Annotated in this window: 25 protein-coding genes; 16 read left to right on the top strand and 9 right to left on the bottom strand. The window is 70.8% G+C overall.

The annotated features are described in order from the left end of the window. Positions 1-102: 102 nt before the first annotated feature. The 7 genes from uraD (at position 103) to JIG36_RS43635 (ending at position 7871) form a co-directional block, all read left to right on the top strand. Entirely contained in the window at positions 103-609 is a 507-nt protein-coding gene (gene uraD / locus JIG36_RS43665) for a 2-oxo-4-hydroxy-4-carboxy-5-ureidoimidazoline decarboxylase (RefSeq protein ID WP_203382771.1), read from the top strand. Then, the gene (gene uraH / locus JIG36_RS43660; RefSeq protein ID WP_203382770.1) at positions 599-961 is read left to right on the top strand and encodes a hydroxyisourate hydrolase; all 363 of its coding nucleotides are present in this window, start codon (positions 599-601) and stop codon (positions 959-961) included. The genes uraD and uraH overlap by 11 nt, the downstream gene beginning before the upstream one ends. A gap of 6 nt (positions 962-967) precedes the next feature. Further along, complete coding sequence (gene pucL / locus JIG36_RS43655) at positions 968-1828, top strand: factor-independent urate hydroxylase (protein WP_203382769.1); 861 nt, start codon at positions 968-970, stop codon at positions 1826-1828. Beyond that, a complete protein-coding gene (locus tag JIG36_RS43650) occupies positions 1825-3279 on the top strand; it encodes an 8-oxoguanine deaminase (RefSeq protein WP_203382768.1) in 1455 nt (484 codons plus the stop codon). The genes pucL and JIG36_RS43650 overlap by 4 nt, the downstream gene beginning before the upstream one ends. Positions 3280-3521: 242 nt before the next feature. Next, positions 3522-5006 carry a DUF1996 domain-containing protein gene (locus tag JIG36_RS43645; RefSeq protein WP_203382767.1) on the top strand — a complete coding sequence of 495 codons (1485 nt, stop codon included), beginning with the start codon at positions 3522-3524 and terminating at the stop codon, positions 5004-5006. A 178-nt stretch (positions 5007-5184) separates the two neighbouring features. After that, entirely contained in the window at positions 5185-6732 is a 1548-nt protein-coding gene (gene aceB, locus JIG36_RS43640) for a malate synthase A (protein ID WP_203382766.1), read from the top strand. After that, on the top strand, positions 6732-7871 hold the full coding sequence (locus tag JIG36_RS43635) for a DUF6986 family protein (RefSeq protein ID WP_203382765.1): 1140 nt from the start codon (positions 6732-6734) through the stop codon (positions 7869-7871). Before aceB ends, JIG36_RS43635 begins: the two co-directional genes overlap by 1 nt. Here JIG36_RS43635 and JIG36_RS43630 read toward each other — a convergent pair. Further along, complete coding sequence (locus JIG36_RS43630) at positions 7868-8677, bottom strand: alpha/beta fold hydrolase (protein ID WP_203382764.1); 810 nt, start codon at positions 8675-8677, stop codon at positions 7868-7870. The two genes, JIG36_RS43635 and JIG36_RS43630, sit on opposite strands and share 4 nt — an antisense overlap. A 238-nt stretch (positions 8678-8915) precedes the next feature. Here JIG36_RS43630 and JIG36_RS43625 point away from each other — a divergent pair, with 238 nt between their 5' ends. After that, entirely contained in the window at positions 8916-9137 is a 222-nt protein-coding gene (locus JIG36_RS43625) for a hypothetical protein (protein ID WP_203382763.1), read from the top strand. On the opposite strand, the gene JIG36_RS43620 is transcribed toward JIG36_RS43625, so the two are convergent. The 3 genes from JIG36_RS43620 to allB all read right to left on the bottom strand — a co-directional run bounded on the left by JIG36_RS43620 (position 9110) and on the right by allB (position 11872). Beyond that, positions 9110-9433: a TfoX/Sxy family protein gene (locus JIG36_RS43620; protein ID WP_203382762.1), complete on the bottom strand. Its 324-nt coding sequence runs from the start codon at positions 9431-9433 to the stop codon at positions 9110-9112. The genes JIG36_RS43625 and JIG36_RS43620 overlap by 28 nt on opposite strands. Positions 9434-9521: 88 nt before the next feature. Then, positions 9522-10556 carry an allantoicase gene (gene alc / locus JIG36_RS43615; RefSeq protein WP_203382761.1) on the bottom strand — a complete coding sequence of 345 codons (1035 nt, stop codon included), beginning with the start codon at positions 10554-10556 and terminating at the stop codon, positions 9522-9524. Beyond that, positions 10556-11872 carry an allantoinase AllB gene (gene allB, locus JIG36_RS43610; protein ID WP_203382760.1) on the bottom strand — a complete coding sequence of 439 codons (1317 nt, stop codon included), beginning with the start codon at positions 11870-11872 and terminating at the stop codon, positions 10556-10558. Before allB ends, alc begins: the two co-directional genes overlap by 1 nt. A gap of 42 nt (positions 11873-11914) precedes the next feature. Between allB and JIG36_RS43605 the strand changes: the two genes are divergently transcribed. Further along, on the top strand, positions 11915-12721 hold the full coding sequence (locus tag JIG36_RS43605; protein WP_203382759.1) for a hypothetical protein: 807 nt from the start codon (positions 11915-11917) through the stop codon (positions 12719-12721). Here JIG36_RS43605 and JIG36_RS43600 read toward each other — a convergent pair. Both JIG36_RS43600 and JIG36_RS43595 read right to left on the bottom strand, forming a co-directional pair. Then, a complete protein-coding gene (locus tag JIG36_RS43600) occupies positions 12651-13712 on the bottom strand; it encodes a hypothetical protein (protein WP_203382758.1) in 1062 nt (353 codons plus the stop codon). The genes JIG36_RS43605 and JIG36_RS43600 overlap by 71 nt on opposite strands. An 18-nt stretch (positions 13713-13730) precedes the next feature. Beyond that, positions 13731-14501, bottom strand: coding sequence for a transglutaminase-like domain-containing protein (locus JIG36_RS43595; protein ID WP_307873150.1), 771 nt, complete (start codon positions 14499-14501; stop codon positions 13731-13733). 38 nt (positions 14502-14539) lie between these two features. Here JIG36_RS43595 and JIG36_RS43590 point away from each other — a divergent pair, with 38 nt between their 5' ends. The 3 genes from JIG36_RS43590 to JIG36_RS43580 all read left to right on the top strand — a co-directional run bounded on the left by JIG36_RS43590 (position 14540) and on the right by JIG36_RS43580 (position 16703). Then, positions 14540-15700, top strand: a complete 1161-nt coding sequence (locus JIG36_RS43590; protein WP_203382757.1) for a phosphotransferase family protein — start codon at positions 14540-14542, stop codon at positions 15698-15700. 152 nt (positions 15701-15852) lie between these two features. Beyond that, positions 15853-16461, top strand: a complete 609-nt coding sequence (locus JIG36_RS43585) for a TetR/AcrR family transcriptional regulator (protein ID WP_203382756.1) — start codon at positions 15853-15855, stop codon at positions 16459-16461. After that, entirely contained in the window at positions 16452-16703 is a 252-nt protein-coding gene (locus JIG36_RS43580; protein WP_203382755.1) for a hypothetical protein, read from the top strand. Before JIG36_RS43585 ends, JIG36_RS43580 begins: the two co-directional genes overlap by 10 nt. Positions 16704-16818: 115 nt before the next feature. Here the strand turns inward: JIG36_RS43580 and JIG36_RS43575 are convergent, their stop codons facing one another. Next, positions 16819-17409: a lipoprotein gene (locus tag JIG36_RS43575; RefSeq protein WP_203382754.1), complete on the bottom strand. Its 591-nt coding sequence runs from the start codon at positions 17407-17409 to the stop codon at positions 16819-16821. 117 nt (positions 17410-17526) lie between these two features. Between JIG36_RS43575 and JIG36_RS43570 the strand changes: the two genes are divergently transcribed. Together JIG36_RS43570 and JIG36_RS43565 are read left to right on the top strand one after the other, a co-directional pair. Continuing rightward, a complete protein-coding gene (locus tag JIG36_RS43570; protein WP_203382753.1) occupies positions 17527-18582 on the top strand; it encodes a protein-L-isoaspartate O-methyltransferase family protein in 1056 nt (351 codons plus the stop codon). Between the two features lie 63 nt (positions 18583-18645). After that, positions 18646-19182: a DUF6817 domain-containing protein gene (locus JIG36_RS43565; protein ID WP_203382752.1), complete on the top strand. Its 537-nt coding sequence runs from the start codon at positions 18646-18648 to the stop codon at positions 19180-19182. On the opposite strand, the gene JIG36_RS43560 is transcribed toward JIG36_RS43565, so the two are convergent. Beyond that, on the bottom strand, positions 19169-20743 hold the full coding sequence (locus JIG36_RS43560) for a phospholipase D family protein (protein WP_203382751.1): 1575 nt from the start codon (positions 20741-20743) through the stop codon (positions 19169-19171). The genes JIG36_RS43565 and JIG36_RS43560 overlap by 14 nt on opposite strands. Positions 20744-20806: 63 nt before the next feature. On the opposite strand from JIG36_RS43560, the gene JIG36_RS53695 reads away from it, so the two are divergent. Continuing rightward, positions 20807-20941 (top strand): hypothetical protein, encoded by a 135-nt coding sequence (locus JIG36_RS53695; RefSeq protein ID WP_268919912.1) that lies wholly within the window; start codon positions 20807-20809, stop codon positions 20939-20941. Here the strand turns inward: JIG36_RS53695 and JIG36_RS43555 are convergent. Next, positions 20931-21602 carry a class I SAM-dependent DNA methyltransferase gene (locus JIG36_RS43555; protein WP_203382750.1) on the bottom strand — a complete coding sequence of 224 codons (672 nt, stop codon included), beginning with the start codon at positions 21600-21602 and terminating at the stop codon, positions 20931-20933. The two genes, JIG36_RS53695 and JIG36_RS43555, sit on opposite strands and share 11 nt — an antisense overlap. Positions 21603-21910: 308 nt before the next feature. Between JIG36_RS43555 and JIG36_RS43550 the strand changes: the two genes are divergently transcribed. Continuing rightward, a complete protein-coding gene (locus tag JIG36_RS43550) occupies positions 21911-22720 on the top strand; it encodes a metallophosphoesterase (RefSeq protein WP_203382749.1) in 810 nt (269 codons plus the stop codon). The last annotated feature ends 5 nt before the right edge of the window (positions 22721-22725 follow it).

Here is a 22725-nt window from a genome sequence, read left to right as displayed (position 1 = left end):
ACACCGCATGACCTCACGTGTGCGGTGTGTTAATTCCCGCCGCAAAGGCTCCACGAGCCCCGTGTGAGCCTGCTTGACTGATCGACACAGGAAGGGGTGCCGATGGACGCGGTCGAGGTGTTCAACGCGCTGCCCGACGCCCGCCTCGAGGCAGACCTTCTCGCCTGCCTCGCCGCTCCGGCCTGGGGCGCCACGATCGCGGCCAAACGGCCGTATCCGAGCCGGGCCGACCTGCTCGCCGCGGCCGACGCCGCCGCCCGCGAGCTGAGCTGGGCCGACGTGCTGGCCGGGCTGTCCGCCCACCCGCGAATAGGGGAGCGTGCGGCCGGCGACTCACCGGAGGCCGCCTGGTCCCGCCGGGAGCAGTCGGCCGCCGCCCAGAGTGCCGACGAGGCCACCAAGGCTGCGTTGATCGAGGCCAACCGTGCGTACGAGGGGAAGTTCGGTCATGTGTTTCTGATCTTCGCGACCGGGCGCACGCAGGAGGAGATCCTCGCTGCGGCGCGCGAGCGGCTGACCAACGACGAGGCCACCGAGCGGGTCGTCGTCACCGACCAGCTGCGCCAGATCGCGCTGCTGCGACTGGAGCGGGTGCTCGATGCCCTCTGACGACGGCACCTCGCCCGAGTTCCACGCCAAGATCTCGACCCACATCCTCGACACGGTGAGCGGCGATCCCGCCCGTGATGTTTATGTGCGGTTGGAGCGACGGGACGCGCAGGGGTGGGGGACGATCGCCGAAGGGCGCACGGACGACGACGGCCGGCTGCGCTACCGGGTCCCGTTGCACGAGTGGCAGGCCGGGGGTTACCGCCTGTCCTTCTACGTCGAGCCCTATCTGGGCCCCGACTGCTTCTTCCCGGAGATCACGGTCGCCTTCCACGTCCGCGACCCCGAGCGGCACTATCACGTGCCGCTGCTGCTCAGCCGCTACGGATACACGACCTATCGAGGGAGCTGAACGCGCGTGGCGATCGTGCTCGGAGAAAACCGCTACGGCAAGGCCGAGACCCGGCTGGTCCGCGTCTCACGTGACGGCGAGACGCACACGCTGGCCGATTTCAACGTCAGCGTCGCGCTCTCCGGCGACCTGGCCGCGACCCATCTGACCGGCGACAACTCGGGTGTGCTCCCCACCGACACCATGAAGAACACGGTGTATGCCTTCGCGAAGGAACACGGCGTGGGCGAGCCCGAGGAGTTCGCGCTGCGCCTGGGCCGCCACTTCGTCGAGACCCAGACCCAGGTGCGGGCGGCGCGGATCGGCATCGAGTCGTACGGCTGGACGCGTCTGGGCCCGCACTCGTTCCGGCGGCAGGGCGACCACACGCGTACGGCGGAGATCACCGTGACGGTCGAGCAGACCCAGGTGGTGAGCGGGATCCAGGGGATGGTGCTGCTGAACTCGACCAACTCGGAGTTCCACGGCTTCCCGCGCGACCGTTACACGACACTGCCCGAGACCACCGACCGCATCCTCGCGACGGCGGTCGACGGCCGCTGGCGGCACCTCGCCGACGAAACCGACTGGGCGAAGTCCTATGAGGGTGCGATCGACGCTCTGACCAGGGCGTTCGTGGAGACGCACAGCCTTTCGCTGCAGCAGACGCTGTTCGCGATGGGCAGTCAGGTGCTCACCGACCGGGCCGAGATCGCCGAGATCCGGCTGGCGCTGCCGAACAAGCACCACTACCTGGTCGACCTGTCGCCGTTCGACCTCACCAACGACAACGAGGTCTTCATCGCCGGCGACCGGCCCTACGGGCTGATCGAGGGCACTGTGACCCGCGACGACGTGCCGCCGGCGATCACGGAGTGGTACCCATGATCGTCATCGAGAACGTCGCCGTGGCCACGGTCGACGCCGGCGACACCTATCACGCCGACGGCCATGTGGTGGTCGGCGACGACGGGCGCATCCTCGCCGTCGGGGCCGGCCCGGCGCCATCGATCAGCGCGGCACCGGGGCGTGGCGGGGCGCCCGGGATCAGTGGGGTGTCGGGGATCGGCCCGGCTTCCGAGCTCGGCGGAGCGTCGGGGGTCGGCGCGGCGTCGGGGGAGGTGCGGCGGGTCGACGGGGCGGGCTGCCTGGTCACTCCCGGGCTGGTCAACACGCATCACCACCTTTATCAGTGGGCGACCCGGGGGCTGGCGGTCGACGAGACGCTGTTCGGCTGGCTGACCACGCTCTATCCGATCTGGGGGCGGCTCGACGCCGATGTCGTGGGCGCGGCGGCCGGGGCGGGGCTGGGCTGGCTGGCGCTCTCCGGGTGCACCACGTCGATGGACCACCACTATGTCTTCCCGCGTGACGGGGGCGACGTGCTCGAGGCCGAGATCGAGGCGGCCCGGCGCATCGGGCTGCGCTTCCACCCCACGCGCGGGTCGATGGATCTCAGCCGCAAGGACGGCGGGCTCCCGCCCGACAACGTCGTCGAGAGCACCGACGAGGCGCTGGTGGCCACCGAGAAGGCGATCGACCGCTGGCACGACGCGTCGCCCGGCTCGATGCTGCGGATCGCGGTGGCGCCCTGCTCGCCGTTCTCGGTCACCGAGCGGCTGATGAGCGAGGCCGCCTCGCTGGCCCGGCGCAAGGGGGTCCGGCTGCATACACACCTGGCCGAGACCGATGACGAGGAGGACTTCTGCCGGGAGCGGTTCGGCTGCACCCCGGTGGAGTATGCGGAACGGCTCGGGTGGCTCGGCGACGACGTGTGGCTGGCCCACGGCGTGCACCTCGACGACTCGGCGATCGCCAAGCTCGGGGCCACGGGTACGGGCGTGGCGCACTGCCCGAGTTCGAACGCGCGGCTGGGTGCGGGTGTGGCCCGGGTGCGGGAACTGCTCGACCACCGGGTGCCGGTCGGCCTGGGGGTGGACGGTTCGGCCTCGCAGGAGGCGGGTCACCTGGGGGAGGAGTTGCGGCAGGCGCTCTACACGGCGCGGGCCCGGGGTGGGCCGAAGGCGCTGGACGCGCGGGAGGCGCTGCGGCTGGGGACGATGGGCGGCGCTCGCTGTCTGGGGCGGCAGGACGAGCTGGGGTCGCTCGAGGTGGGCAAGCTGGCCGACCTCGTGATGTGGCGGCTCGACGGGCTGGGGCACGCGGGCATCGACGATCGGCTGGTGGCGCTGGTGTTCGGGCCGGCCGCGCCGGTCGAGCTGGCGCTGGTCGGTGGGCGGCCGGTGGTCGAGCGGGCCGAACTCGTGAACGCCGATGCGGATACTCTTGCCCGCGACGCGGTCCGTGCCCACCGGCGTCTGCTCGACAGCGAGCGCTGAAGGCGTACGGGGAAACGGGTTTGACTGTGGGTTGCCGCGTGAAACCGGGGAGTATTTAAGGAAGTCTTAAGGTCGGATCGCGGGAAAAATGTTATCCGGAATGGAAATCGCGGCTACCTGCGGTGCTCTGGAAGGCAATTCCTAATTCTTTCTCCACGCGTTGAAAGAACGCTCTGACCTCTGCATACTCGCTTTCGAAACGGCCCGATAAAGCGAGCACGGCAGAGACGAGAGAGCAAGAAATGCGGACTGACCCCCAACACGTCGCCCCGCCCGATCCCCGCAAGCGTCGCCGCGTCACCCGCGTTGCCCTCGGCGCGGCCGTCGCCGTCGCGGTCGGTGGGAGTGGCGTCTACATCGCTACCGCCAACGCCGCCGAGACCGTTGTCCCGGGGCGGCTGCAGGCCGAGGCCTTCGCGGCCCAGTCGGGCGCGCAGACCGAGAACACCGGCGACGCCGACGGCGGCAAGAACGTCGGCTGGCTGGCGAACGGTGACTGGCTGAGCTACGACAACGTGACCATCGGCTCCACCGTCACCGCGCGCATCGCCTCCGACAACTCGACGGGTGGCTCGATCGAGCTGCGGCTCGGTTCGCAGACGGGCACGCTCCTGACCTCGATCCCGGTGACGAAGACCGGCGGCTGGCAGAAGTGGGTCACCAGGACCGCCACCGTGAAGGCGCCGGCCGGCAAGCAGACACTCGTCGCCGTGATGAAGAGCGCGCAGAAGTCCGACTTCGTGAACATCAACTGGTTCACGCTGGGCGGCACCACGACGACGCCCACCACGCCGCCCACGACTCAGCCGACCACGGCCCCGACGACCACCGCGCCGACGGCGGCGCCCAGCACGAGCGCTCCGGCCACCGGCGCCGGCTGGGTCGTGATGGACCAGGCCAAGTGGAAGGCCCAGCTCGCCGAGTTCAACGCGATGAAGCCCAAGGCGATCACCGGCAATCCCGTACGGGTGGCCGAGTTCAACGCCTCCTGCACGGTCAGCCACGCTCGGGCCGACGACCCGATCGTGCTGCCGGGTCTGCCGGGCGGCTCGCACATGCACTCGTTCCTCGGCAACAACGCGACGGACGCCTTTACGACGACCGACACCCTGCTGAAGAACACCGGTTCGAGCTGCAAGCCGGACGACGACCACTCGGCGTACTGGATCCCGAGCCTCTATGAGAACGGCAAGAAGGTCGAGCCGCACGGCGTCACGGTCTACTACGGCTCGCGTCTGCCCGACCCGACCAGGACCATGCCGCTGCCGCAGGGCTTCCGGATGGTCGTCGGTGACGCCAAGCGCCAGGTCGCCACGCCGAAGGGTGCCAACGGGCAGTTCTGGTGCGCCGGCGCCGGTGGCGAGATCGGTCGCAGCGCCGACGGCAACTGGCCGGTCTGCGCCAAGACCGCCGAGCTCACCTACCACCTGACCTTCCCGGACTGCTGGGACGGCGTCCACCTGGACAGCCCCGACCACAAGTCGCACACCGGCCCGGCCGACTCGTCCGGCAAGTGCAGCGGCAAGTTCCCGGTCGCCATCCCGTCGATCGCCTTCGTGATCGGCTACCCGACCTCGGGCTCGGCCGACGGCTTCGAGCTCAGCTCGGGCATGGCCAGCTCGATGCACGGCGACGTCTTCGCCGCCTGGGAGGACGCGGCCCTCGGCCACCGGGTCAAGGACTGCCTGGTGCAGAAGGCCAAGTGCGACACCTTCGGTAACCACTGATAACCGGTGCGGGCGCGCGCTCACCGTCCCCAGGTCGCGCCCGCACCTCACGCCAGGTCCGCCCATCTCCGTAGGGACCACGGAGGTGGGCGGACCTGTTTATCCACAGGCGGTTGCGAGGCACCCCGGCTCCACTACGGTTTGAGGGGAACAGCCGCATCGAGGGGAGCCGCCGACGATGACCGAGATCCTGTCCGACGAGGCCGTAGCGTTCGTCGCCGATCTGAACAGGCGCTTCCGCCCGCGGCGAGACGAACTTCTGCGCGCGCGGGCCGAACGCCGGGCCGCCATCGCCGCCGGCGGGTCGCTCGGCTTCCTGCCCGAGACGGCCGACATCCGCGCCGCCGAGTGGAGTGCGCCGCCCGCCCCGGCCGACCTGCGCGACCGTCGCGTCGAGATCACCGGCCCCACCGAGCGCAAGATGACCATCAACGCGCTCAACTCGGGGGCCAAGGTGTGGCTGGCCGACCTGGAAGACGCGAACACTCCGCACTGGTCCAACGTCGTCGACGGCCAGCAGAACCTGCACGACGCCATCCGGCGCACCATCACGCTCGAGACGGCCCAGAAGACGTACGAGCTCAACGGGGGTCCCTACCCGACGATCGTGATGCGCCCCCGCGGCTGGCACCTCGACGAGCGGCACCTGCCGGTCGACGGTGAGCCGGCCGTGGGCGCCCTGGTCGACTTCGGGCTCTACTTCTTCCACAACGCCAAGGAGCTGCTCGAACGCGGCAGCGGGCCCTATTTCTATCTGCCCAAGATGGAGTCCCACAAAGAGGCCGCGCTGTGGAACGACGTCTTCACCTACGCGCAGGAGACGCTCGGCATCCCGGTCGGCACGATCCGGGCCACCGTGCTCATCGAGACCATCCCGGCCGCGTTCGAGATGGAGGAGATCCTGCACGCGTTGCGGCCGCACATCTCCGGGCTCAACGCCGGCCGCTGGGACTACCTGTTCAGCATCATCAAATACTTCCGCGACAACCCGTCGATGGTGCTGCCCGACCGCGCGTCGGTCACGATGACGGCGCCGTTCATGCGGGCCTACACGGAATTGCTCGTCTCCACCTGTCACCGGCGGGGCGCCTTCGCGATGGGCGGCATGGCGGCGTTCATCCCCAGCCGGCGTGACCCGGCGGTCAACGAGGTCGCGCTGGCCAAGGTCCGGGAGGACAAGGAACGCGAGGCCGGCGACGGGTTCGACGGCTCGTGGGTCGCGCACCCCGACCTCGTGCCGGTGTGCGCCGAGATCTTCGACCGCGTGCTCGGTGACCGGCCCAACCAGCTCGACCGGCAGCGCCCCGAGGTCGAGGTCACCGCCGAGCAGCTGCTCAACGTCGCCGCCACGCCGGGCGAGGTCACCGAGGAGGGCCTGCGCAACGACGTCTCGGTCGGCCTGCAATATCTGGAGGCGTGGCTGCGCGGCAACGGCGCGGTGGCGATCAACAACCTGATGGAAGACGCGGCGACCGCCGAGATCTCGCGTTCGCAGGTGTGGCAGTGGATCCACAACGACGTACGCCTGCCCGACGGCACCGCCATCACCGCCGACCTCGTGGGCCGCATCGAGGACGAGGAGCTGGCCAAGATCCGCGAGGCGATCGGCGACGAGGCGTGGGCCGGCAGCCGCTTCGACGACGCGCGCAAGCTGTTCGAACGGGTCGCGCTGGCCGACGACTTCGCCGACTTCCTGACCACCGCCGCCTACGACTCGATCGACTGATGCGGCTCACCGGCACCGATTACGCCGATCTCGACGGCCGGCTCGCCGCGCACGACGCGTTTCTCGCGGCGCGCTACCCGGGCGAGCGTCCCGACCGGCAGCCCGTGCACACCGTCTACATTCCGGCCGACCGGCTCGACGGCTTCCGCGAGTGGGGCGCCGAGGCGCTGCGGGTGATGGAGCAGCACGACTTCCCGTGGTCGGTGCCGGGTGTCCGCGACAAACTGGCCCGCGAGCCGATCGAAGACCTGCGCGTCGACTTCGAGGACGGCTACGGCGTCCGCGACGACGACCAGGAAGACGCGGCGGTCCGCAAGGCGGCGACGATCCTGCGGGCCGGGGAGCGTCCACCGTTCCTCGGCCTGCGCGTCAAATCGCTGGAGGCCACCACCCGGCACCGGTCGCTGCGCACGCTCGACCTGTTCCTCGACTCCTATCAGGACGACCACTTCCTGATCACGCTGCCCAAGGTGAGCGGCGCCGACCAGGTGGCCGCGTTCGTCACGCTGCTGGAGAGGTTGGAGAACGCGTACGGGCTGGCCGCCGGCACGCTCCGCTTCGAGATCCAGATCGAGCTCCCGGCCGCCGTGCTCGCCGCCGACGGCACCGCCACCGTGGCCCGCCTGATCACCGCCGCCGACGGCCGCTGCACCGGTCTGCACTACGGCACGTACGACTACAGCGCCGCCGCCGGGGTCGCCGCCGCCTTCCAGGCCATGGACCACCCGGCCGCCGACCACGCCAAGGCCGTGATGCAGGCCGCCGCCGCCCAGACCGGGGTGCGGCTCTCCGACGGCTCGACCAACATCCTGCCCGTCGGCACCCGCGAGGAGGTGCAGGAGGCCTGGTCGATCCACCACCGCCTGGTCGGGCGATCCCTCGAACGCGGTTTCTACCAGGGTTGGGACCTGCACCCGGCTCAGCTGCCCACGCGCTACGCGGCCACGTACGCGTTCTTCCGCGAGGGCCGCGACACCGCCGTGGTCCGGCTCCAGCGCTACCTGTCCCGCGCCGACAGCGGCATCGCCGACGAACCCGCCACCGCCCGGGCGCTGGCCACCTATCTGTTGCGCGGCCTCAATTGCGGCGCCCTCACCGACGCCGGTTTCGCGCGGGAGGAGCTGCTGACGTTCCTCTAAGGCCTTCCGTACGCCGCGGCGGCCCAGAAGGATTCGAGCAACGTGTTGAGTGTTTCGGGCTGTTCGCGCTGGGGCTCGTGAGCCGCGCCGGGGATGGGGAACAGCTGGGCGTCGATGCGGGCGGCGACGGCGGTGCCGACGGTGGTCATCAGCTCGGCCATGCCGGGGCGGTAGCCGGGTGTGGCAGTTTCCCAGCCGCCGAGCACGACCAGCTTGGGGAACGGCGCCGCGTGCAGCGCTGCGGTCGGCAGGTCGGCCAGCCAGCACGGGCGTTCGTTCAGGGCCGTCCGGGCCGCGCGCAACACGCGGGCCGGTGGGCCGGGTCGGGGGCGGTCGCCGAAGACCACGTCGGCGTACGCCTCGGGGGAGCCCTGCCGGGCGGTGGCCATGAAGCGGCGGGCGTCCTCGATGGCGTTCGCGACCAGCGGTGCGTCGGTGGCTGCGGTGTGGGCGCACGGCTCTATCAGCACCAGCGAGCGCACCAGGTCGGGTTCCGCGGCGGCGGCCAGCATCGCGACCGTGCCGCCGTATGAATGGCCGACCAGGTGCACGCCCTTCGGTCCGGCGGCGGCCATCAGCGCGCGTACGTCGGTCGCGTCTACCGCGTAGTCGCTGGTGAACGGGCCTTCCAGGTCGGGGCTGTCGCCGAAGCCGCGCCGATCGGGGAGCAGCACCCGGCGGTTGGTCGCCAGCGGGCGCTGATGTTCGAACGTGCGTGACGCCCACGAGAGCGTGCCGTGCACCAGCAGCGCCGGCGTTGCCGCGGGTGGCCCGGGCCATTCGGTGACGTGGATCGGCGCGCGCATCCCCGCACGGTAGCCATGCCGGCCGAATACGGCGGCGCGGTGACCGGACCGGCCGGACAGCGCAGCGTGGTAACCGGGAACGCCGAGCGCGCCTGGAACGCCGGGCGCGCCGAACGCATCGGGCACGCCGGCCCGCGACGGGGCCACGAGGAAACGGGAACGGTCAGGAATCGAGAAGCGGGTGATGCCGCGGTGCCCATAGCGTGACCTGCGTCAACACCCGACGAGGAGGTCTGAGATGGGCAAGTGGATTCGGCAGGCGCACCGGTGGATGGCGGTGTTCTTCACGGTCACCGTGATCGCGACGACGGTGGCGCTGACCGTCGGTGGTGAGTCGCTGGTGTGGGTTTCGTACACGCCGTTGTTGCCGCTTGCGATGTTGTTCTTCTCGGGGGCCTATCTCTACCTGCAGCCGTATCGGGCGAAGCGCCGTCACTTGGGCGGCAACCCGGTCACGTGATCCAGGGCGGCGGCCACCCACGCGTCCAGGGAGTCGTCGTCCAGGTGGTCGCCGTCGACCAGGATCCAGCTCTTCATGGTGCGGCCGTTGCCTTCGAACGGGTGCACTCCGGGGCGGGTCAGCGCGGCCTCGACCTCGGGGACGCTCAAGCGCACGATCAGCTGGTCGTCGTGGACGCCCACCGTCATGTTGCCGTTGGTGAAGAAGGCCAAGGCGCCGAACATCTTGCGCTCGGTCACCGCCGGGTCGGTCAGGCGGTCGCGCAGACGCTGGACCAGCACGTCGTCGTAGGCCATGGCGGCAAACTACCGCAACACCTCGTACGTCAGGTGGGTCACAGCGCGACCCGGGTGACCGGCCGTAGGGAACGGGGAGAACGACGAGCTAGGAACCGGGCGTGTGCCGGCGGAACTGCTCCTCGAGGGTGTTCGCGGCCGGCCGTCCGTGCAGGCGAAGCCGGGCCATGCCGCCGTCGGGGAAGATGTCGAGCCTGGCGTGCGTGGCGACGCGCTCAGGCCGTACGGGGAAATGGTGTGGGGTGTCCGGACGCAGGGCGGTGCGCGGCAGGATGTCGAACCAGTCGACGCCGTCTTCGCTGCCGCGGACCGTGGCCCAGCCCGGCGCGTTGCCCTTGAAGTGGGTCGTGTCGAGGTCGACCAGCGTGATCTCGGCCGGCGCGGCCAGCCGGACCGTCACCCAGTCGTTCGCGTCGTCGCGGCGGCGGGACGTCTCCCAGCCGTCGCCCATGTGCTGGGCCAGGCCGGGCATCAGCATGTTTTCGGGGTGGCCGTAGAACATGTTGCTGCACTCGGTGATCCGGGCGCCGTTGACCAGCGCTGCCACGTCGAACACCTCGGGCAGCAGCCGCGGATCGGGAACCGCCGTGCCGTGCACGCGGAGCCGGGCCACACCGCCGTCCGGGAAGATCGTCAGCCGTACGTGGGTGAAGCGCCGCTCGTCGGTGACGGCGAACAGGTTGCGGCTGTCACCCTTGAGCGGCGACTTCGGGACCAGCGGGGTCCACGAAGCGGCCAGCAGCTCGGCCGGCTCCGGATAGCCCTCGACGGCCAGCCCGTCGATCGCCGCGTGGGGCGGGTAGTTGCCGGTGAAGAACGCCGTGTCGACGTCGACGCCCCGGATCACGCCGGGCGCGCCGAGCCGGATGATCGCCACGTCCGCGCCCGGTTCGCGCCGCCGCCGGGTCTCCCACCCGTCGTACACCTGGCCCTTGTGGTCGAAGGTGCGCGGCGCGTAGACCGGCGCCGTCGGGAGCACCAGGTGGTCGGCCGCCGCGAAGAACTCGTCGTTCGCGTGCACGACACCACCCCCGAGTGCACGCGAGGCCAGGTCGGGCAGCGTGGCGAAATCCTCGCCGAGGGCTCGTGAGACCGAGTCGGGCACAGCGGCGAAATCCTCCATCAGGCGTCCTTCCGCGTCAGGAACCTCCCCCGCGCCGATTCGCCGGTCACGGCGTGCCCGCGCAACCAGGTGGTGCGGACGACACCGGCCAACTTCTTTCCCGCGTACGGCGTGACGGGGTTCTTGTGGTGCAACCGGGCCGGCTCGACGACGAAGGTGTCGTCGGGGTCGAACGCGACCAGGTCGGCGTCGGCGCCCACCTCGATCCGGCCCTTGTCACGCAGCCCCACCAGGTCGGCCGGGCGGCGTGCCATCCAGTCGACCACGTCGGCGAGCGAATAGCCACGGGCACGGGCCGAGGTCCAGATCACCGGCAGACCCAGTTGCACCGACGCGATGCCGCCCCACGCCGCCGCGAAGTCGCCGGTGTCGCGCCGCTTGAGCTCGGGTGTGCAGGGGGAGTGGTCGCTGACCACACACGTGATCAGCCCGTCGGCCAGCGCCCGCCAGAGGAGGTCGGCGTTCGCGGCGTCGCGGATCGGCGGGCAGCACTTGAACTCGGTCGCGCCCTCGGGGATCTGGTCGGCGTCGAGGGTGAGGTAGTGCGGGCAGGTCTCGGCCGTGACCCGCAGCCCCTCGGCCCGGGCCGCCTCGATGAGCGGGAGGGCGGTGGCCGCCGAGAGATGCAGGATGTGCACGCGGCCGCCGGTCTGGCGGGCGGCGTCGATGGCGGTGCTCACGGCCGCATGCTCGGCCTCGACGGGCCGGGAGGCCAGGAACTCACCGTAGGTTGCCGAGCCCGGCAAATCGCCCAGATGGTCAGGGTCTTCGGCGTGCACGACAAACTGGGCGCGCGGCACGACCGAGACAGCCTCCCGCAGCTCCGCGGCCGACACGGGTGGAAACTCCGGCACCCCGGAATCGGCCAGGAAGGCCTTGAAGCCGAACACACCGGCAGCATGCAGAGCGGGCAATTTGGACACATTGCCGGGGATGGCGCCGCCCCAGAACCCGACGTCGACAAACGTCTGCCCCCGCGCGGCCGCCTGTTTGATGCCCAGGGCCTCGACGTCGACGGTCGGCGGCAGGCTGTTGAGCGGCATGTCGACGATGACGGTCACGCCACCGGCCGCCGCCGCGCGGGTCGCCGAGGCGAAACCCTCCCACTCTGTGCGGCCCGGCTCGTTCACATGCACGTGGGTGTCGACCAGGCCCGGCAGCAGCGCCGTCTCGCCCAGGTCGGTGTCGATCTCGGTGTCGAACACGTCGTCGTAGCCGGCCACCGCCACCACCTTGCCGCCCGACACGGCCACGGCGGCCGCCCGCTCGCCATCACCGAGGACCACCCGCCGAGAACGCAGAACCAGCTCCACCATCCGCCGACCCTAGCGCCGGTGTGTGACAGGAAAAATGAGCTCATGAGTCAGGGCTGGGTCACCACGACGGACGTCCGCAAGTTCCTGGCCGCCGCGGGCGATTTCCTGCGCGCCGACCCGGTCGGCAACACGTTGCTACTCACCGAGGCGGCCTACCCGACGGCCGAGGAACGGCTCTTCGGGTGGTGGGGTTCGCCCGCGACCGGCGCCTTCCTGCGGGCGCCCCGGCACGCGCCGGTCCTGACGCCGCTGCCCGACGATGCCTGGACGCCGCTGGCCTCGGTGCTGCCCGGAGTGACCGGGCTCGGCGTCGACACACGCTCGCTCGACCAGGCCCGCACCACGTGGCCCGGCCTCGAGGAACAGGTCCGCATCACGATCAGCCGGCTCGCCACCCCACCGCCGCCACCCGGCAAAGGGGCCCGCCGGGCGACCCTCGACGACCGCGACCTGCTGGTGCGCTGGTACCACGAGCTGATGGCGGCCAACCCGGGCGATCCGAGCGACCTGGCCTACGTGGTCGACTTTCCTCTCTCGTACGGGGGCCTGACGCTCTGGGAAGTTGACGGCGTCCCCACCGCGATGGCCGGCCGCACCCCCGTGATCGCCGGAATGACCCGGGTCGGCGCGACCTACGCCCCCGACGGCCGCACCGACGCGGTCTTCGCCGCCGCCTGCGCCGAGGCCGCCACCGTCGCGACCGATGTTGTGCTTCTCACCACCGCGCCGGGCGGGAAACGGGGCTTCGAGCCGGTCGGGTCGAGGAGCATGCTGAGGGCTATGACGCCGGAGACACCCGCGACGCCCACTCGAAAGCCTCCGCCGCCGGGAGCACCCGGTTCAGCGTGACCTCGGGTTTCATCAGCGGATAAGTGCGTCCGATGTTCCAGCTGCGCTCGTACGGCGGAGGGTCGAGCACCACCACACGGTGATCGCCGAGCAGTGGGATGTCGGCCGGCCGGCCCTCGTTCCAGATCGTCTCGCCGGTCGCGTCGGCCAGGTAGAACTGCCCGTGGATCGGCGACGGCGGCGACAGCTCGCCCTCGGTGGCCGACGCGACCCAGGCGGCCTCGGGCGGCGTGCCCGGCAGCAGCCCGCGCGAGGCCGGCCCGATCAGGGTCGCGGCCAGCAGGGTGTGCAGCTGGAAGTTGTCGCCCACGCCACTGATCGTCAGGTCGTACGCCTGCTTGGTCGGCCGGTGCAGCACGAGCAGCGGCTCGTCGTCGAGCACCTCGAGCAGCCCGTAGAGCCAGGCCGCGTCGTCGGCGTGCGGAGTCATCCCGGCCGTGGCCGCGGTCAGGCGTTCGCGCTGCGGCAGCGCCTGACGGGCCGGCTTCTGCTGAAGGGGCAGCAGCAGGCTGGGGATCCAGTCCTTCACCGTGAACCAGGCCTGCGTGATCTCGCCGGCCTCCTCGACGCTGAGCCCGGCCGAGGGCGCCGCCCGCACCAGGCGTTCGCGCAGGTCGCGGTATTCGTCGGCCGAGGTCGGGGCGGTCACCTCATTGCCCAGCTTGTCGGCCAGCACCCCGAACTGGGCGGCCAGCTCGAGCCCGGTCGCCAGGCGGTCGACCAGCACCGGCAGCACCGGTAGCGGGTCGGCGCCTTGCTCGATCAGACCGGCGACCAGCGTGGCCAGCATCCCGCCGTTGCCGAGGGCGACCTGTTCCAGCGCCGGAACCAGCGGCGCGAGCGCGGCGGTCAGTTCCGGCTGATCGGCTTGGGGGAGACGGTCCACAATGGCGCGGTAGCTCTTGGTCGAGGCCCGCGAGTCGAGCCGGATCACCGCCTTGGCCAGATCGGTGCAGAGCTCGGGCAGGGCGGTTCCGGGGCGTCCGAACATCCGCGCATCGTATGCGGGTCAGGGCAGTGACACCAGGCCGGAATGGTCGTCGAACGGCAGGTCGCCGCCCGCGACGGCGGTGATCCGGATGTCGGGCATGGTGAGCGCGCCCGACAGCGTGGTGGCCAGGGCGGTGTCGGCGGCGTCGCGGCCGGTCGCGATGCGGATCAGGCTCGGCCGGGGCGCGAGCCGGGTGGCGTCCCAGACCCGCCAGCGGCCGTCGAGCGCGGTCTCGACGACCAGGTGGAAGTCCATCGGGTCGAGCCCCGGCGCGTAGACGGCGGCGACCCGGGCCGGGATGTCGAGCGCGCGGCACAGCGTGGCGACCAGATGCGCGTAGTCGCGGCACACGCCCTCACCACTGAGCAGGGTGTCGACCGCGTCGGTGGTGGGGCCGCTGCTTCCCGGTGTGTACGCGAGATGGCCGTACACCCAGGAAGTGATCGCCCGTACGGTCTCCGCCGCGTCCTTCATCCCGCCGAACTGCCTGATCGCGAAGCCGCCGAGGCGGTCGGACGGGCAGTACCGGCTCGGGCGCGTGGCGATGATCCGCTCGACCTCGGTGACGCGTGACGGCTCGCCTCCGGGCCTGATCTCGGCCTCGTACGTGATCTCGACCCGTCCCTCGGGTGCGTGCAGCATCACCTGGCCGTCGTCGAGCTGTTTCAGCGCCCCTCTTGTCGCTGACAAATCGGACTTTTCCGTTTTTTCGGCCGAGATCTGCAGGACCACTTCGGCGGGTTCGGTGACGTCGAAGGCGAGGAGGCAACCGACCTGCGAGAAATCCACGTGAGCAAACTATCGGTCGCACGTTACGGTTTGCGGTCGTGAAGCGAATCGTGACGCTGATGCTGGTCGATCGCTCGGGCGAGGTGCTGGGCGAGGCCTCGCCGTTCGAGGCCGAGCTGCCGTGGTGGCAGGAGGTCAGCGGCTTCGGCCCCGGCGTCCAGGTGCTCCGGCTGCTGCGCGCCGAGCGCCCCGCGCCGCCCGGTGGCCGCGTCACCTATCTGGCCGAGGTCACCGGTTCCTTCCCCGGTCAGATCAACCCCGTTTCCCCGTACGGCGAAAGCCTCGTGAAGCCCCACCCCCAGCGAGCGCCGTACGCCGAGGTGGGAGGGCCGACCGCCTCGATCGACTGGGCGACGTCGGTCGTGCCCGGGGTGACCGCGCATCAGCAGCGCACCTGGAACCTGTCGGCCATCTGGCGGCTGAACGACCCAACCGGCCGTCCCGTGGCATGGCTCAAGCAGGTGCCGAACTTCTTCGCCCACGAGCCGTACGCGCTGCGCATGGTCGGCGCCGCCTTCCCCGGCCTGGTGCCTTCGCTGATCGCCGACGGCGACAACGGCCGGATGCTGCTGGCCCACGCCCCCGGCGAGGACCGCTACGGCGCGGGAGCCGAGGTGTGCGCTCGCATAGCGGCCGCTTTCCACCCCGTGCAGGCCCACTTCGCCGCCGACCCCGGGCCGCTGGCGGGAATCCCCGACGCCCGCCTGAAGGTCGAACCGTACGCGGAGGTCGCCGAGCCGTTCTCCGCGTCCATTCCCGGCCTGGAAGCCCTGATCGAAGACCTGCCGTCCCGGTTCGCCGCGATCGCCGAGTGCGGCCTGCCCGACACCCTGGTCCACGGAGACCTGCACCCCGGCAACGTCCGCACCGACGACGCCGGCCGTCTGACCATCATGGACTGGGGCGACTGCACGTTCGGCCACCCGGCCCTCGACATCCTGCGCCTGACCGACGGCGCCACCGGCGAGGGTTCACCCCTGGCCGCCCGCGACCAGTTGCTGGCCGATTGGGCCACCCGCTGGAAGCAGACGGTCCCCGGTTCGGACCCGTTGCGGGCGGTCTCCCTGATGCGGCCCGTGGCCCCGCTGCGGGCGGCGCTGCTCTACGCCACGTTCCTCGAGAACATCGAGCCCACCGAACACCCGTACCACGCGGCCGACGTCCCCGACCGGTTGTCCGCAGCCGTGGTCGCCGCATGACTTTTCCGGTGTCGCGCCGCCGGTGTCCCAGCTGCCGTCCGCAGGACTCTTCCGCACCGCGGACCGGAGTCGTGACAGGTTGTTGGCCGGAGCGCAAGCTTTTCGGTAACGTCGTGTTTCTGGAAACGTCGCGTTACTGAAAGGGCGTTCGGGTGCGGCTGACACGAGCCCAGAGCCAGGAGCAGACCCACGCGCGGCTGCTCGGGGCGGGGCGGGAAGTGTTTCTGCGGCGCGGCTATCTGGCGGCGACCGTCGAGGAGGTCGCGGCCGAGGGCGGCTACACGCGTGGGGCGGTCTACAAGCACTTCGGTGGCAAGGAAGGGCTCTGGCACGCGCTGGTCGAGGCCAACAGCGAGGCCGTGGCCGGGGCGATCGGTGCGGCGTTGCGAGAGGCCGGCAGCCGCGAGGAGTTGCTGGCCGCGCTCAACCCGGGGCACGTCGCCGCGGAAGTTGGTCGCTGGGCGCTCGTGTCGGCCGAGGCCACGGCGGCGCTGGCCGGGCGGGCGGAGCATGCGGGGCGGGTCGCGGACGTGCAGGCACGGCTCGATGGGGAACTCGGCGCGCGGCTGACCGAGAGCTGCGATCGACTCGGGCTGCGCCCGGCTCTGCCGGTCCCGCAGCTGGTCGCGGCCTGGGGTGCGCTCAGCGCGGGGCTGGTCCTGCGGCACGCGATGAATGACGGAACCGACGTTGTGGCCGTGGCGGCCGGGACCCTGGCGGCGCTTCTGCCATCCGCGGGCGAGGAGGCGGCATGTTCATGAGATGGCTGCGGCGGCGCTTCCGGGCGCTGGGCGGCGTCGCCGACGCGGTGTCCCACGCCGACACCGGGCCCTACGCCGGGGCACCGAGAAATCCCGAACTGCGCGTCGGGGACGAGAAGTCCTATTCAACCGTCATCTACACGGCCGACCGCGCCACCACGCAGGCCGGCTCGTGGCTGGACGAGTCCCAGATGCCGGCGGCCCGGCAGGCCCGGCGACGCGCTCGGCGCCACGTGGTCTGAGCGCCCCATATAGCGTGCGTATCCCCGGGGTCAGAGCAGGCGTGCGACTGCCAACGGGGTCAGAGCAGGTGTGCGACTGCCAGCGGGGTCAGAGCAGGTGCGGATGCCAACGGGGTCAGAGCAAGCGGGTGATGGCCTCGGACTCCGGGTCGCCCGCGGTGTCGGTCACGGTGCAGAAGCGCCAGGCCTGGTCGTCGTTGCGGGTCAGCGTGACCCGGAATGTGGTCGGAGCCAGCTGGGGACGGTCCTCCAGCCAGATCGTGCGGGCCGACGGGCTCAGCCCACTGTGACTGCGGACGACAACCGGCTCGGCCGGGCGGGACGCCTGGAAACGCACGACCACGCGGTCTCCGGCGGGCGACGACGGGCCGGTGATTGACGTCAGCACGACCGCGCTGGTGCGCACGCGCGCGTCCTGGTCGACCAGGGACGCCAGCTCCTCGGTGAGGGATTCGGCGCCGGCGCAACCGGGGGTGGTGACCTTCGAGGCGAGTGCCGGGTCGGGGGCGGAGAGCAGCCATTGCCCGTACGCGATCAGGGAACCGACAACCGCAGGCCAGTCGTCCCCGGTGTTCGCGAGAACTGGCGCCGCCGCGACCGGTGTGACAGGCGGGGTCGAAGGGGCCGCCGGGGCCGCCGCGGAACGGGCCGACGCGCAACCGGTCAGCATGGCCACGGCGACGAGCAGCGGAACGATGCGACGCACGGGTGACCTCCCGGAAAGCAACGAAGCGGCGGTTGTTCACCAGTCACGATCGGTGTCCCGTACGGATCGATGAGTGCGAAACGGTTGCCGCCGGGTTGCCGCGGTTAGGGTGAGGCCGTGGGGCCGCGGGCGGGCTTTGTCGAGCGGATCCGGCAAGGGGGAGTCGCCCTCTCGCCGCGGCTGGCCGCTGCCTTCGCCGAGGTGCCGCGTGAGGTGTTCGTGCCCGACGGGTTCCAGCGCCGCGACGGCACGTGGGCCAAGCCGGCCGACCCTGACTTCCTCGACGTCGTCTACAGCGACGACGTTCTGATCACCAAGGTCGACGGCCGTACGCCGGTCAGCTCGTCCAGCCAGCCGTCGCTGATGGCGCTCATGATCGAGACGCTGGACGTCCACCCCGGCCAGACCGTGCTCGAGATCGGGGCCGGGACCGGCTACAACGCGGCGCTGCTGGCCGGTCTCGGCGCGCGGGTCGTCAGCATCGACGTGCAGGAGGACGTCGTCGAACGCGCCCGCGCGTCGCTGGCCCGGGCGGGAGTCGCGGGCGTACGGGTGGAGCACGCCGACGGCTACGCGGGCCTCCCGGAGCTGGCCGTCGACCGGGTGATCGTCACCGTCGGCGTGGCCGGGATCTCGCCGCACTGGCCGGCACCGATCGTGGCCCCGGTCGAACACGCCGGCACCCATCCCGTCCTGGCGATCGCCGAAGACTTGACGGCCCGTGTCGTCACGCCGGCCGGGTTCATGACCGCCGCCGGGCCGCTGACCGCCGCCCACCCGTTCCCCACACCCGCGCCGCCGGGCACGATCAAGGGCTTCATCCCGTACGGGGAAAGCCGTTGGAACCCGCCCCTGGAACCGCTCGCCTATCGTGACCTCTGGTACGCGGCCGGGGTGTGGAACCGCCGCGCGACCCACGCCGCCGTGCCCGGTCACGAGCAGAGTTGCCTGGTGCTGCTCGACGAGGACCGTACGGGTGGTGCGGTGATCCTGCCCGACGGCCAGGTGCTGGCCGGTGGCGGCGCGGCCGACCGTTACGCGGCCGACGCCCACACGATCCTCGACCGCTGGCTCGACCTCGGACGCCCGCCCATGGGCGTGTGGCGCATCGGCCTCGCGGCCGGCGGCGACCCCGACGCACCGATCCTGATGCCGCACACGTGGGAGTTCTGAAGTGACTGCTGCCTCACGACGGGGAGTACGAAGTGACTGCTGCCTCACGACGGGGAGTACGAAGTGACTGATGCCGACCGGGTCCGCGCCTGGCTGCGTGACCGTGGCGCCGAGTCGATCCCGCACGCCGGGGGCTCGCTCTACGAGCACCTGGGCCGGGTGCACGAACGCCTCCGCGGCCACGCTCTCGGCGAGGACGAGCAGCTCGCGGGTCTGACCCACGCCGCGTACGGGACCGACGGCTTCCCCGTCGTGCTGCTCGACGTGACCGCCCGGCAGGAACTGCGCGACCTGATCGGCCCGGCCGCCGAGGCGCTGGTCTACCGTTACGGCGGCTGCGACCGTGACCGTACGTGGCGGGCGCTGCCGCAGACCCAGACCGTCTGGAGCCGTTTCACCGGCCACGCCGAGTCACCGACCCCGGCCGAGGTGCGCGCCTTCGCCGACCTCAGCATCGTCAACGAGCTCGACGTCTACGAGCGCTCGGACGAGATCGCGGCCAAGGCCGGTGACTACTTCCGGTCGGTCTTCCCGACGTGGGCCCCGTTGGCGTCGCCTTCCGTGATGGAGGACTGCCGCCGCACGCTCACCATCGGTTAGCCAGCCGGTCCCGCCAACGGCGTCCGTCCGGGTCGTACGCCAGCCGATACGCCGGCGACGCCCACCACCGCTGATACCAGGGCAGCGGCGTGGTTTCGTGCGGCATGAGCCGTCCCGGGGGCCGCTCACCCGTGCGTCCCGCGTCGTGCCACTTCTTCAGAGCATCGGCCGCCGCGGTCATTTCCCGTACGGCGTCAGCGGGGTCTTCGAGACTGGCATCCTCGCGGCACAGGTGCTCCCGCATCAGCGTCTGCCGGAGCCGCCGCGGGAACTGCCGTGCCTCGTCGCCCAGGCCGGCCGGATCGAGCGGCGCCCGCCCGTCGCGTGTCTCGTCGAGGATGGCGTTGGACAGCTCGCTGTCGTGCGTCCACGAACGACGGTTGAAGTTGTCGCTGCCCACGCTGCACCACACGTCGTCGATCACGCAGACCTTGGCGTGCACGTAGATCGGTGTGCCGGCCTCGTTCTCCAGGTCGAAGATGTGCACCCGCTCGGGCGCGGCCATCGTGCAGAGCGCGATCGCCTTCTCGCGGCCGATCTGGTTGGGCGGCAACGCGAACGCGCCGTCCACGTCCGGATGCCGGGGCACCACGGCGATCAGATGCAGGTCGGGGTGGGCCCGCAGCGCGTCCGCGAACAACCGGGCCACCTCGGCCGACCACAGGTACTGGTCCTCGAGATAGATGAGCCGCCGCGCCCGCTTGATCGCCTTCGTGTAACCGCGGGCGATGCTCTGCTCCCCGTGCGGCGCGAAGTCGTACTTCGGGCGCATCGCCGGATACGTCCGCAGGGTCTGGACGTTCAGGGTCCCGCACTCGGGCGGGTCCGGCGGCTGTTCCGGCAGCTTGTCGGCGCTCATGTCGGCGTGCTGCAGCTTGTCGGTGATCGTCGAGATCGGCCCGTGCTGGTCCAGGTCGTCGGGCTCGTTCCACCGCTCCCGGAATGTGAGGTCGAGCACCCCCACGACCGGCCCCCGCAGGGCGAGCTGCACGTCGTGCCAGGGCGGATTCGGCCCGTACGCCTTGGCCATCGCCACCGCCTGCGGATCACCGAGGTGCCGTTCGTCGTCGCGCCGGCTGTGACACAGGTCGATGCCGCCCGCGAACGCCACGTCGAGCTCGGGCCGGCCCGGGTGCCTCAGCACGACGAGCTTCTGATGGTGTGAACCCCCACGGCGTACGCGCTGGTCGAGCAGGACCTCCCCGCCCGCCTCGCGGATCGCCTCGCTGAGGTTGCGGTTCTCCTCCTCGCTGTAGGCGAGCTTGTCGAGGTGGGAACGCCAGAGCAGCCCCTTGACCACCACACCGCGCCGGGCCGCGTCGCTGAACAGCTCGGCGATGGTCGGGCCGTCGTCGCGCATCCGCTCGTCCGGGTCGCCCCGCCAGTCGGTGAAGAACAGGTGGTCACCCTCGCGGAGACTTTCCACCTCCGTAACCAGGCGGTCAAAATATGTTTTGCCGTGAATAAGCGGTTCGGCAGCGTTTCCCGCGCACCATGTGGGTATGGAGGAGTCCGGGTTGCCACGCTCCTCTGTACTGAGAAACCAGTCCGGAATTGGCACGCCCTCGAATCTAAGACGCCAGCCCGGCGCCCGCACGCCGAGACGCCCCGGAGGGACCAGCCCATGAGCAGCGAACCCATCGCCACCACCGCCGCCGCCACCGACACCGAAGCCGCCGCCTCCGCCGAGAAGGGGCTGCTGATCGCCATGCTGCTGCTGGTCCTGCTGGGCGTCGGCGCGATGATGTTCATGGTCTGACCTTCGTCGCCCGGAACGCCAGGGTGGTCGGAACCGGACTGCCGCCCTCGGCGAAGCCCGTCAGGGTGAGTCCCGCGTCGAGCACCGCCTGGAACAGCGCAGGCAGGGGGATGTGCGTAGCGCCGACCCGGTTGCGTACCCCCTCGGTAGTCCAGGAATCCTTGGTCCAGTGACCGTCGAGATAGCCCGGCCTGATCACCACAGCCGCGGGATCGCTGCGATCGGCGAACCCGCCGCAGAAGGCCGGATGCACTCCCACGTGGATAAACACGCCACCTTCGTCGAGCACCCGGCCGACCTCGCGCAACACGGCCGGGTAGTCCCCCATGTCGGTGTGCACCAGCATCGCGACAACCGCCGGCACCGACCCGCTCCGCACCGGCAGCCGGGTCGCATCCGCTCGCGCCACCGGAAGTTTGCTTCTCCCGTACGCCAGCATGCCCGCCGACAGATCCACTCCGACCGGCGACCAGCCGAGGCTCTTCAGCTGGGCCGCGTGCACCCCGGTGCCACAGCCGACCTCGAGACAGGTGCCGCTGCCCCGCCCCAGAAGTTCGTCCAGCTGACGCTGCACACCGATCGGATCACCGGGCCGGCTCGCCGGCAGGAAGTCGTTCTCATACCAGTCCGCGATCTCGTCATACGCCGCTGTGGGTGCCATGCCGCCATCCTGCCCGAGCCCGGAGGCTCCGATCGGGTTATCCACAGTGCAGAGTTATCCACAGCCACCCCCGCCAAGATCGCCCACCTTTGGCAGGATGAGAAATAGGGTGGGGGTCCCCCGGTAGGGAGGGCCTTGCCGTGTGGGTTGATCAAGTGGGCACGGCGCGGGCCGGTCCGCCGCTGTCCCTCCGCCGCTGTCCGTCCGCCACTGCTCGTCCGCCACTGCCCCGTCCGACGCAGGGCGTCCGACGCTGGGCGACTGCCGCTCGGGCCACAGCTCCGCCGCCGGATTGATAGATTTCCTTCATGATCGAGAGTCGGTTGCCACGACCGTTGTTCGTCGCCGCCGACGTGCACGGACACCGCTCGGAGTTTCGGGGTGTCCTGCGCGACTCCGGTCTGGTCGATGGCGCCGGCCAGTGGTCGGGGCGGGATGCCCGGTTGTGGCTTCTGGGCGACTACGTCGACCGGGGACCGGACGGCATCGGCGTCATCGACGACATCCGGCGGTGGACCCGGCAGGCCGCCGAGGCGGGCGGCGAGGTCGGCGCACTCCTGGGCAATCACGAGGTGCAATTGATGGCGGCTCACCTCTTCGGCACGACGCCGGTGCCCGGATGGGACGAGCCGGGCGGTTTCCGGGGTGGCTGGGCTCGCTTCGGAGGGCGCGACGACGACCTGCGCCGGCTCACCGGTGACCACGTCTCATGGATCGCCGCTCGGCCCGCCATGACGGTGCTCGACGATCACCTGCTGATCCACTCCGACACCACTTCCTACCTCGAATTCGGTGACAGCGTCACCGCCGTCAACGCCGCGGTCAGCGAAGCTCTCGCCGACCGTGACGTCCGGGGCTGGGCACTGTTCGCCCGGCGGATGAGCGACCGCGGCTCCTTCCGCGACAGCGAGACCGCCGCGCCCGGCGATGCGGTCAGCACCATGCTCAGAACGTATGGCGCCGGCCGGCTGGTGCATGGGCACAGCACCCTGACCAAGCACTTCGGGATGGTGCCGGGCGAGGTGCGCGAGCCGTTGCGATACGCAGCCGGCCGCGTCCTCAACATCGACGGCGGCGTCTATGAGGGCGGTCGGATCCTGCTCACCCGGCTTGCCTGAGGAAC

This window comes from Paractinoplanes ovalisporus (genome assembly GCF_016834655.1).
Classification (GTDB): Bacteria; Actinomycetota; Actinomycetes; order Mycobacteriales; family Micromonosporaceae; genus Actinoplanes; species Actinoplanes ovalisporus.
Note: the sequence above shows the minus strand (reverse complement) of the source record. Positions and strands in the feature narration are given on the sequence as shown.

What these genes read in the sequence shown, in the direction of transcription:
- JIG36_RS43620 (WP_203382762.1), bottom strand. Translation starts at nt 9,433, where the DNA reads ATGGCCTACGACGACGTGCTGGTCCAGCGTCTGCGCGACCGCCTGACC.
- JIG36_RS43625 (WP_203382763.1), top strand. Translation starts at nt 8,916, where the DNA reads ATGGGCAAGTGGATTCGGCAGGCGCACCGGTGGATGGCGGTGTTCTTC.
- aceB (WP_203382766.1), top strand. Translation starts at nt 5,185, where the DNA reads ATGACCGAGATCCTGTCCGACGAGGCCGTAGCGTTCGTCGCCGATCTG.
- JIG36_RS43650 (WP_203382768.1), top strand. Translation starts at nt 1,825, where the DNA reads ATGATCGTCATCGAGAACGTCGCCGTGGCCACGGTCGACGCCGGCGAC.
- JIG36_RS43600 (WP_203382758.1), bottom strand. Translation starts at nt 13,712, where the DNA reads ATGTTCGGACGCCCCGGAACCGCCCTGCCCGAGCTCTGCACCGATCTG.
- allB (WP_203382760.1), bottom strand. Translation starts at nt 11,872, where the DNA reads ATGGTGGAGCTGGTTCTGCGTTCTCGGCGGGTGGTCCTCGGTGATGGC.
- JIG36_RS43605 (WP_203382759.1), top strand. Translation starts at nt 11,915, where the DNA reads ATGAGTCAGGGCTGGGTCACCACGACGGACGTCCGCAAGTTCCTGGCC.
- JIG36_RS43580 (WP_203382755.1), top strand. Translation starts at nt 16,452, where the DNA reads ATGTTCATGAGATGGCTGCGGCGGCGCTTCCGGGCGCTGGGCGGCGTC.
- JIG36_RS43645 (WP_203382767.1), top strand. Translation starts at nt 3,522, where the DNA reads ATGCGGACTGACCCCCAACACGTCGCCCCGCCCGATCCCCGCAAGCGT.
- uraH (WP_203382770.1), top strand. Translation starts at nt 599, where the DNA reads ATGCCCTCTGACGACGGCACCTCGCCCGAGTTCCACGCCAAGATCTCG.
- JIG36_RS43555 (WP_203382750.1), bottom strand. Translation starts at nt 21,602, where the DNA reads ATGGCACCCACAGCGGCGTATGACGAGATCGCGGACTGGTATGAGAAC.
- JIG36_RS43550 (WP_203382749.1), top strand. Translation starts at nt 21,911, where the DNA reads ATGATCGAGAGTCGGTTGCCACGACCGTTGTTCGTCGCCGCCGACGTG.
- JIG36_RS43635 (WP_203382765.1), top strand. Translation starts at nt 6,732, where the DNA reads ATGCGGCTCACCGGCACCGATTACGCCGATCTCGACGGCCGGCTCGCC.
- alc (WP_203382761.1), bottom strand. Translation starts at nt 10,556, where the DNA reads ATGGAGGATTTCGCCGCTGTGCCCGACTCGGTCTCACGAGCCCTCGGC.
- uraD (WP_203382771.1), top strand. Translation starts at nt 103, where the DNA reads ATGGACGCGGTCGAGGTGTTCAACGCGCTGCCCGACGCCCGCCTCGAG.
- JIG36_RS43630 (WP_203382764.1), bottom strand. Translation starts at nt 8,677, where the DNA reads ATGCGCGCGCCGATCCACGTCACCGAATGGCCCGGGCCACCCGCGGCA.
- JIG36_RS53695 (WP_268919912.1), top strand. Translation starts at nt 20,807, where the DNA reads ATGAGCAGCGAACCCATCGCCACCACCGCCGCCGCCACCGACACCGAA.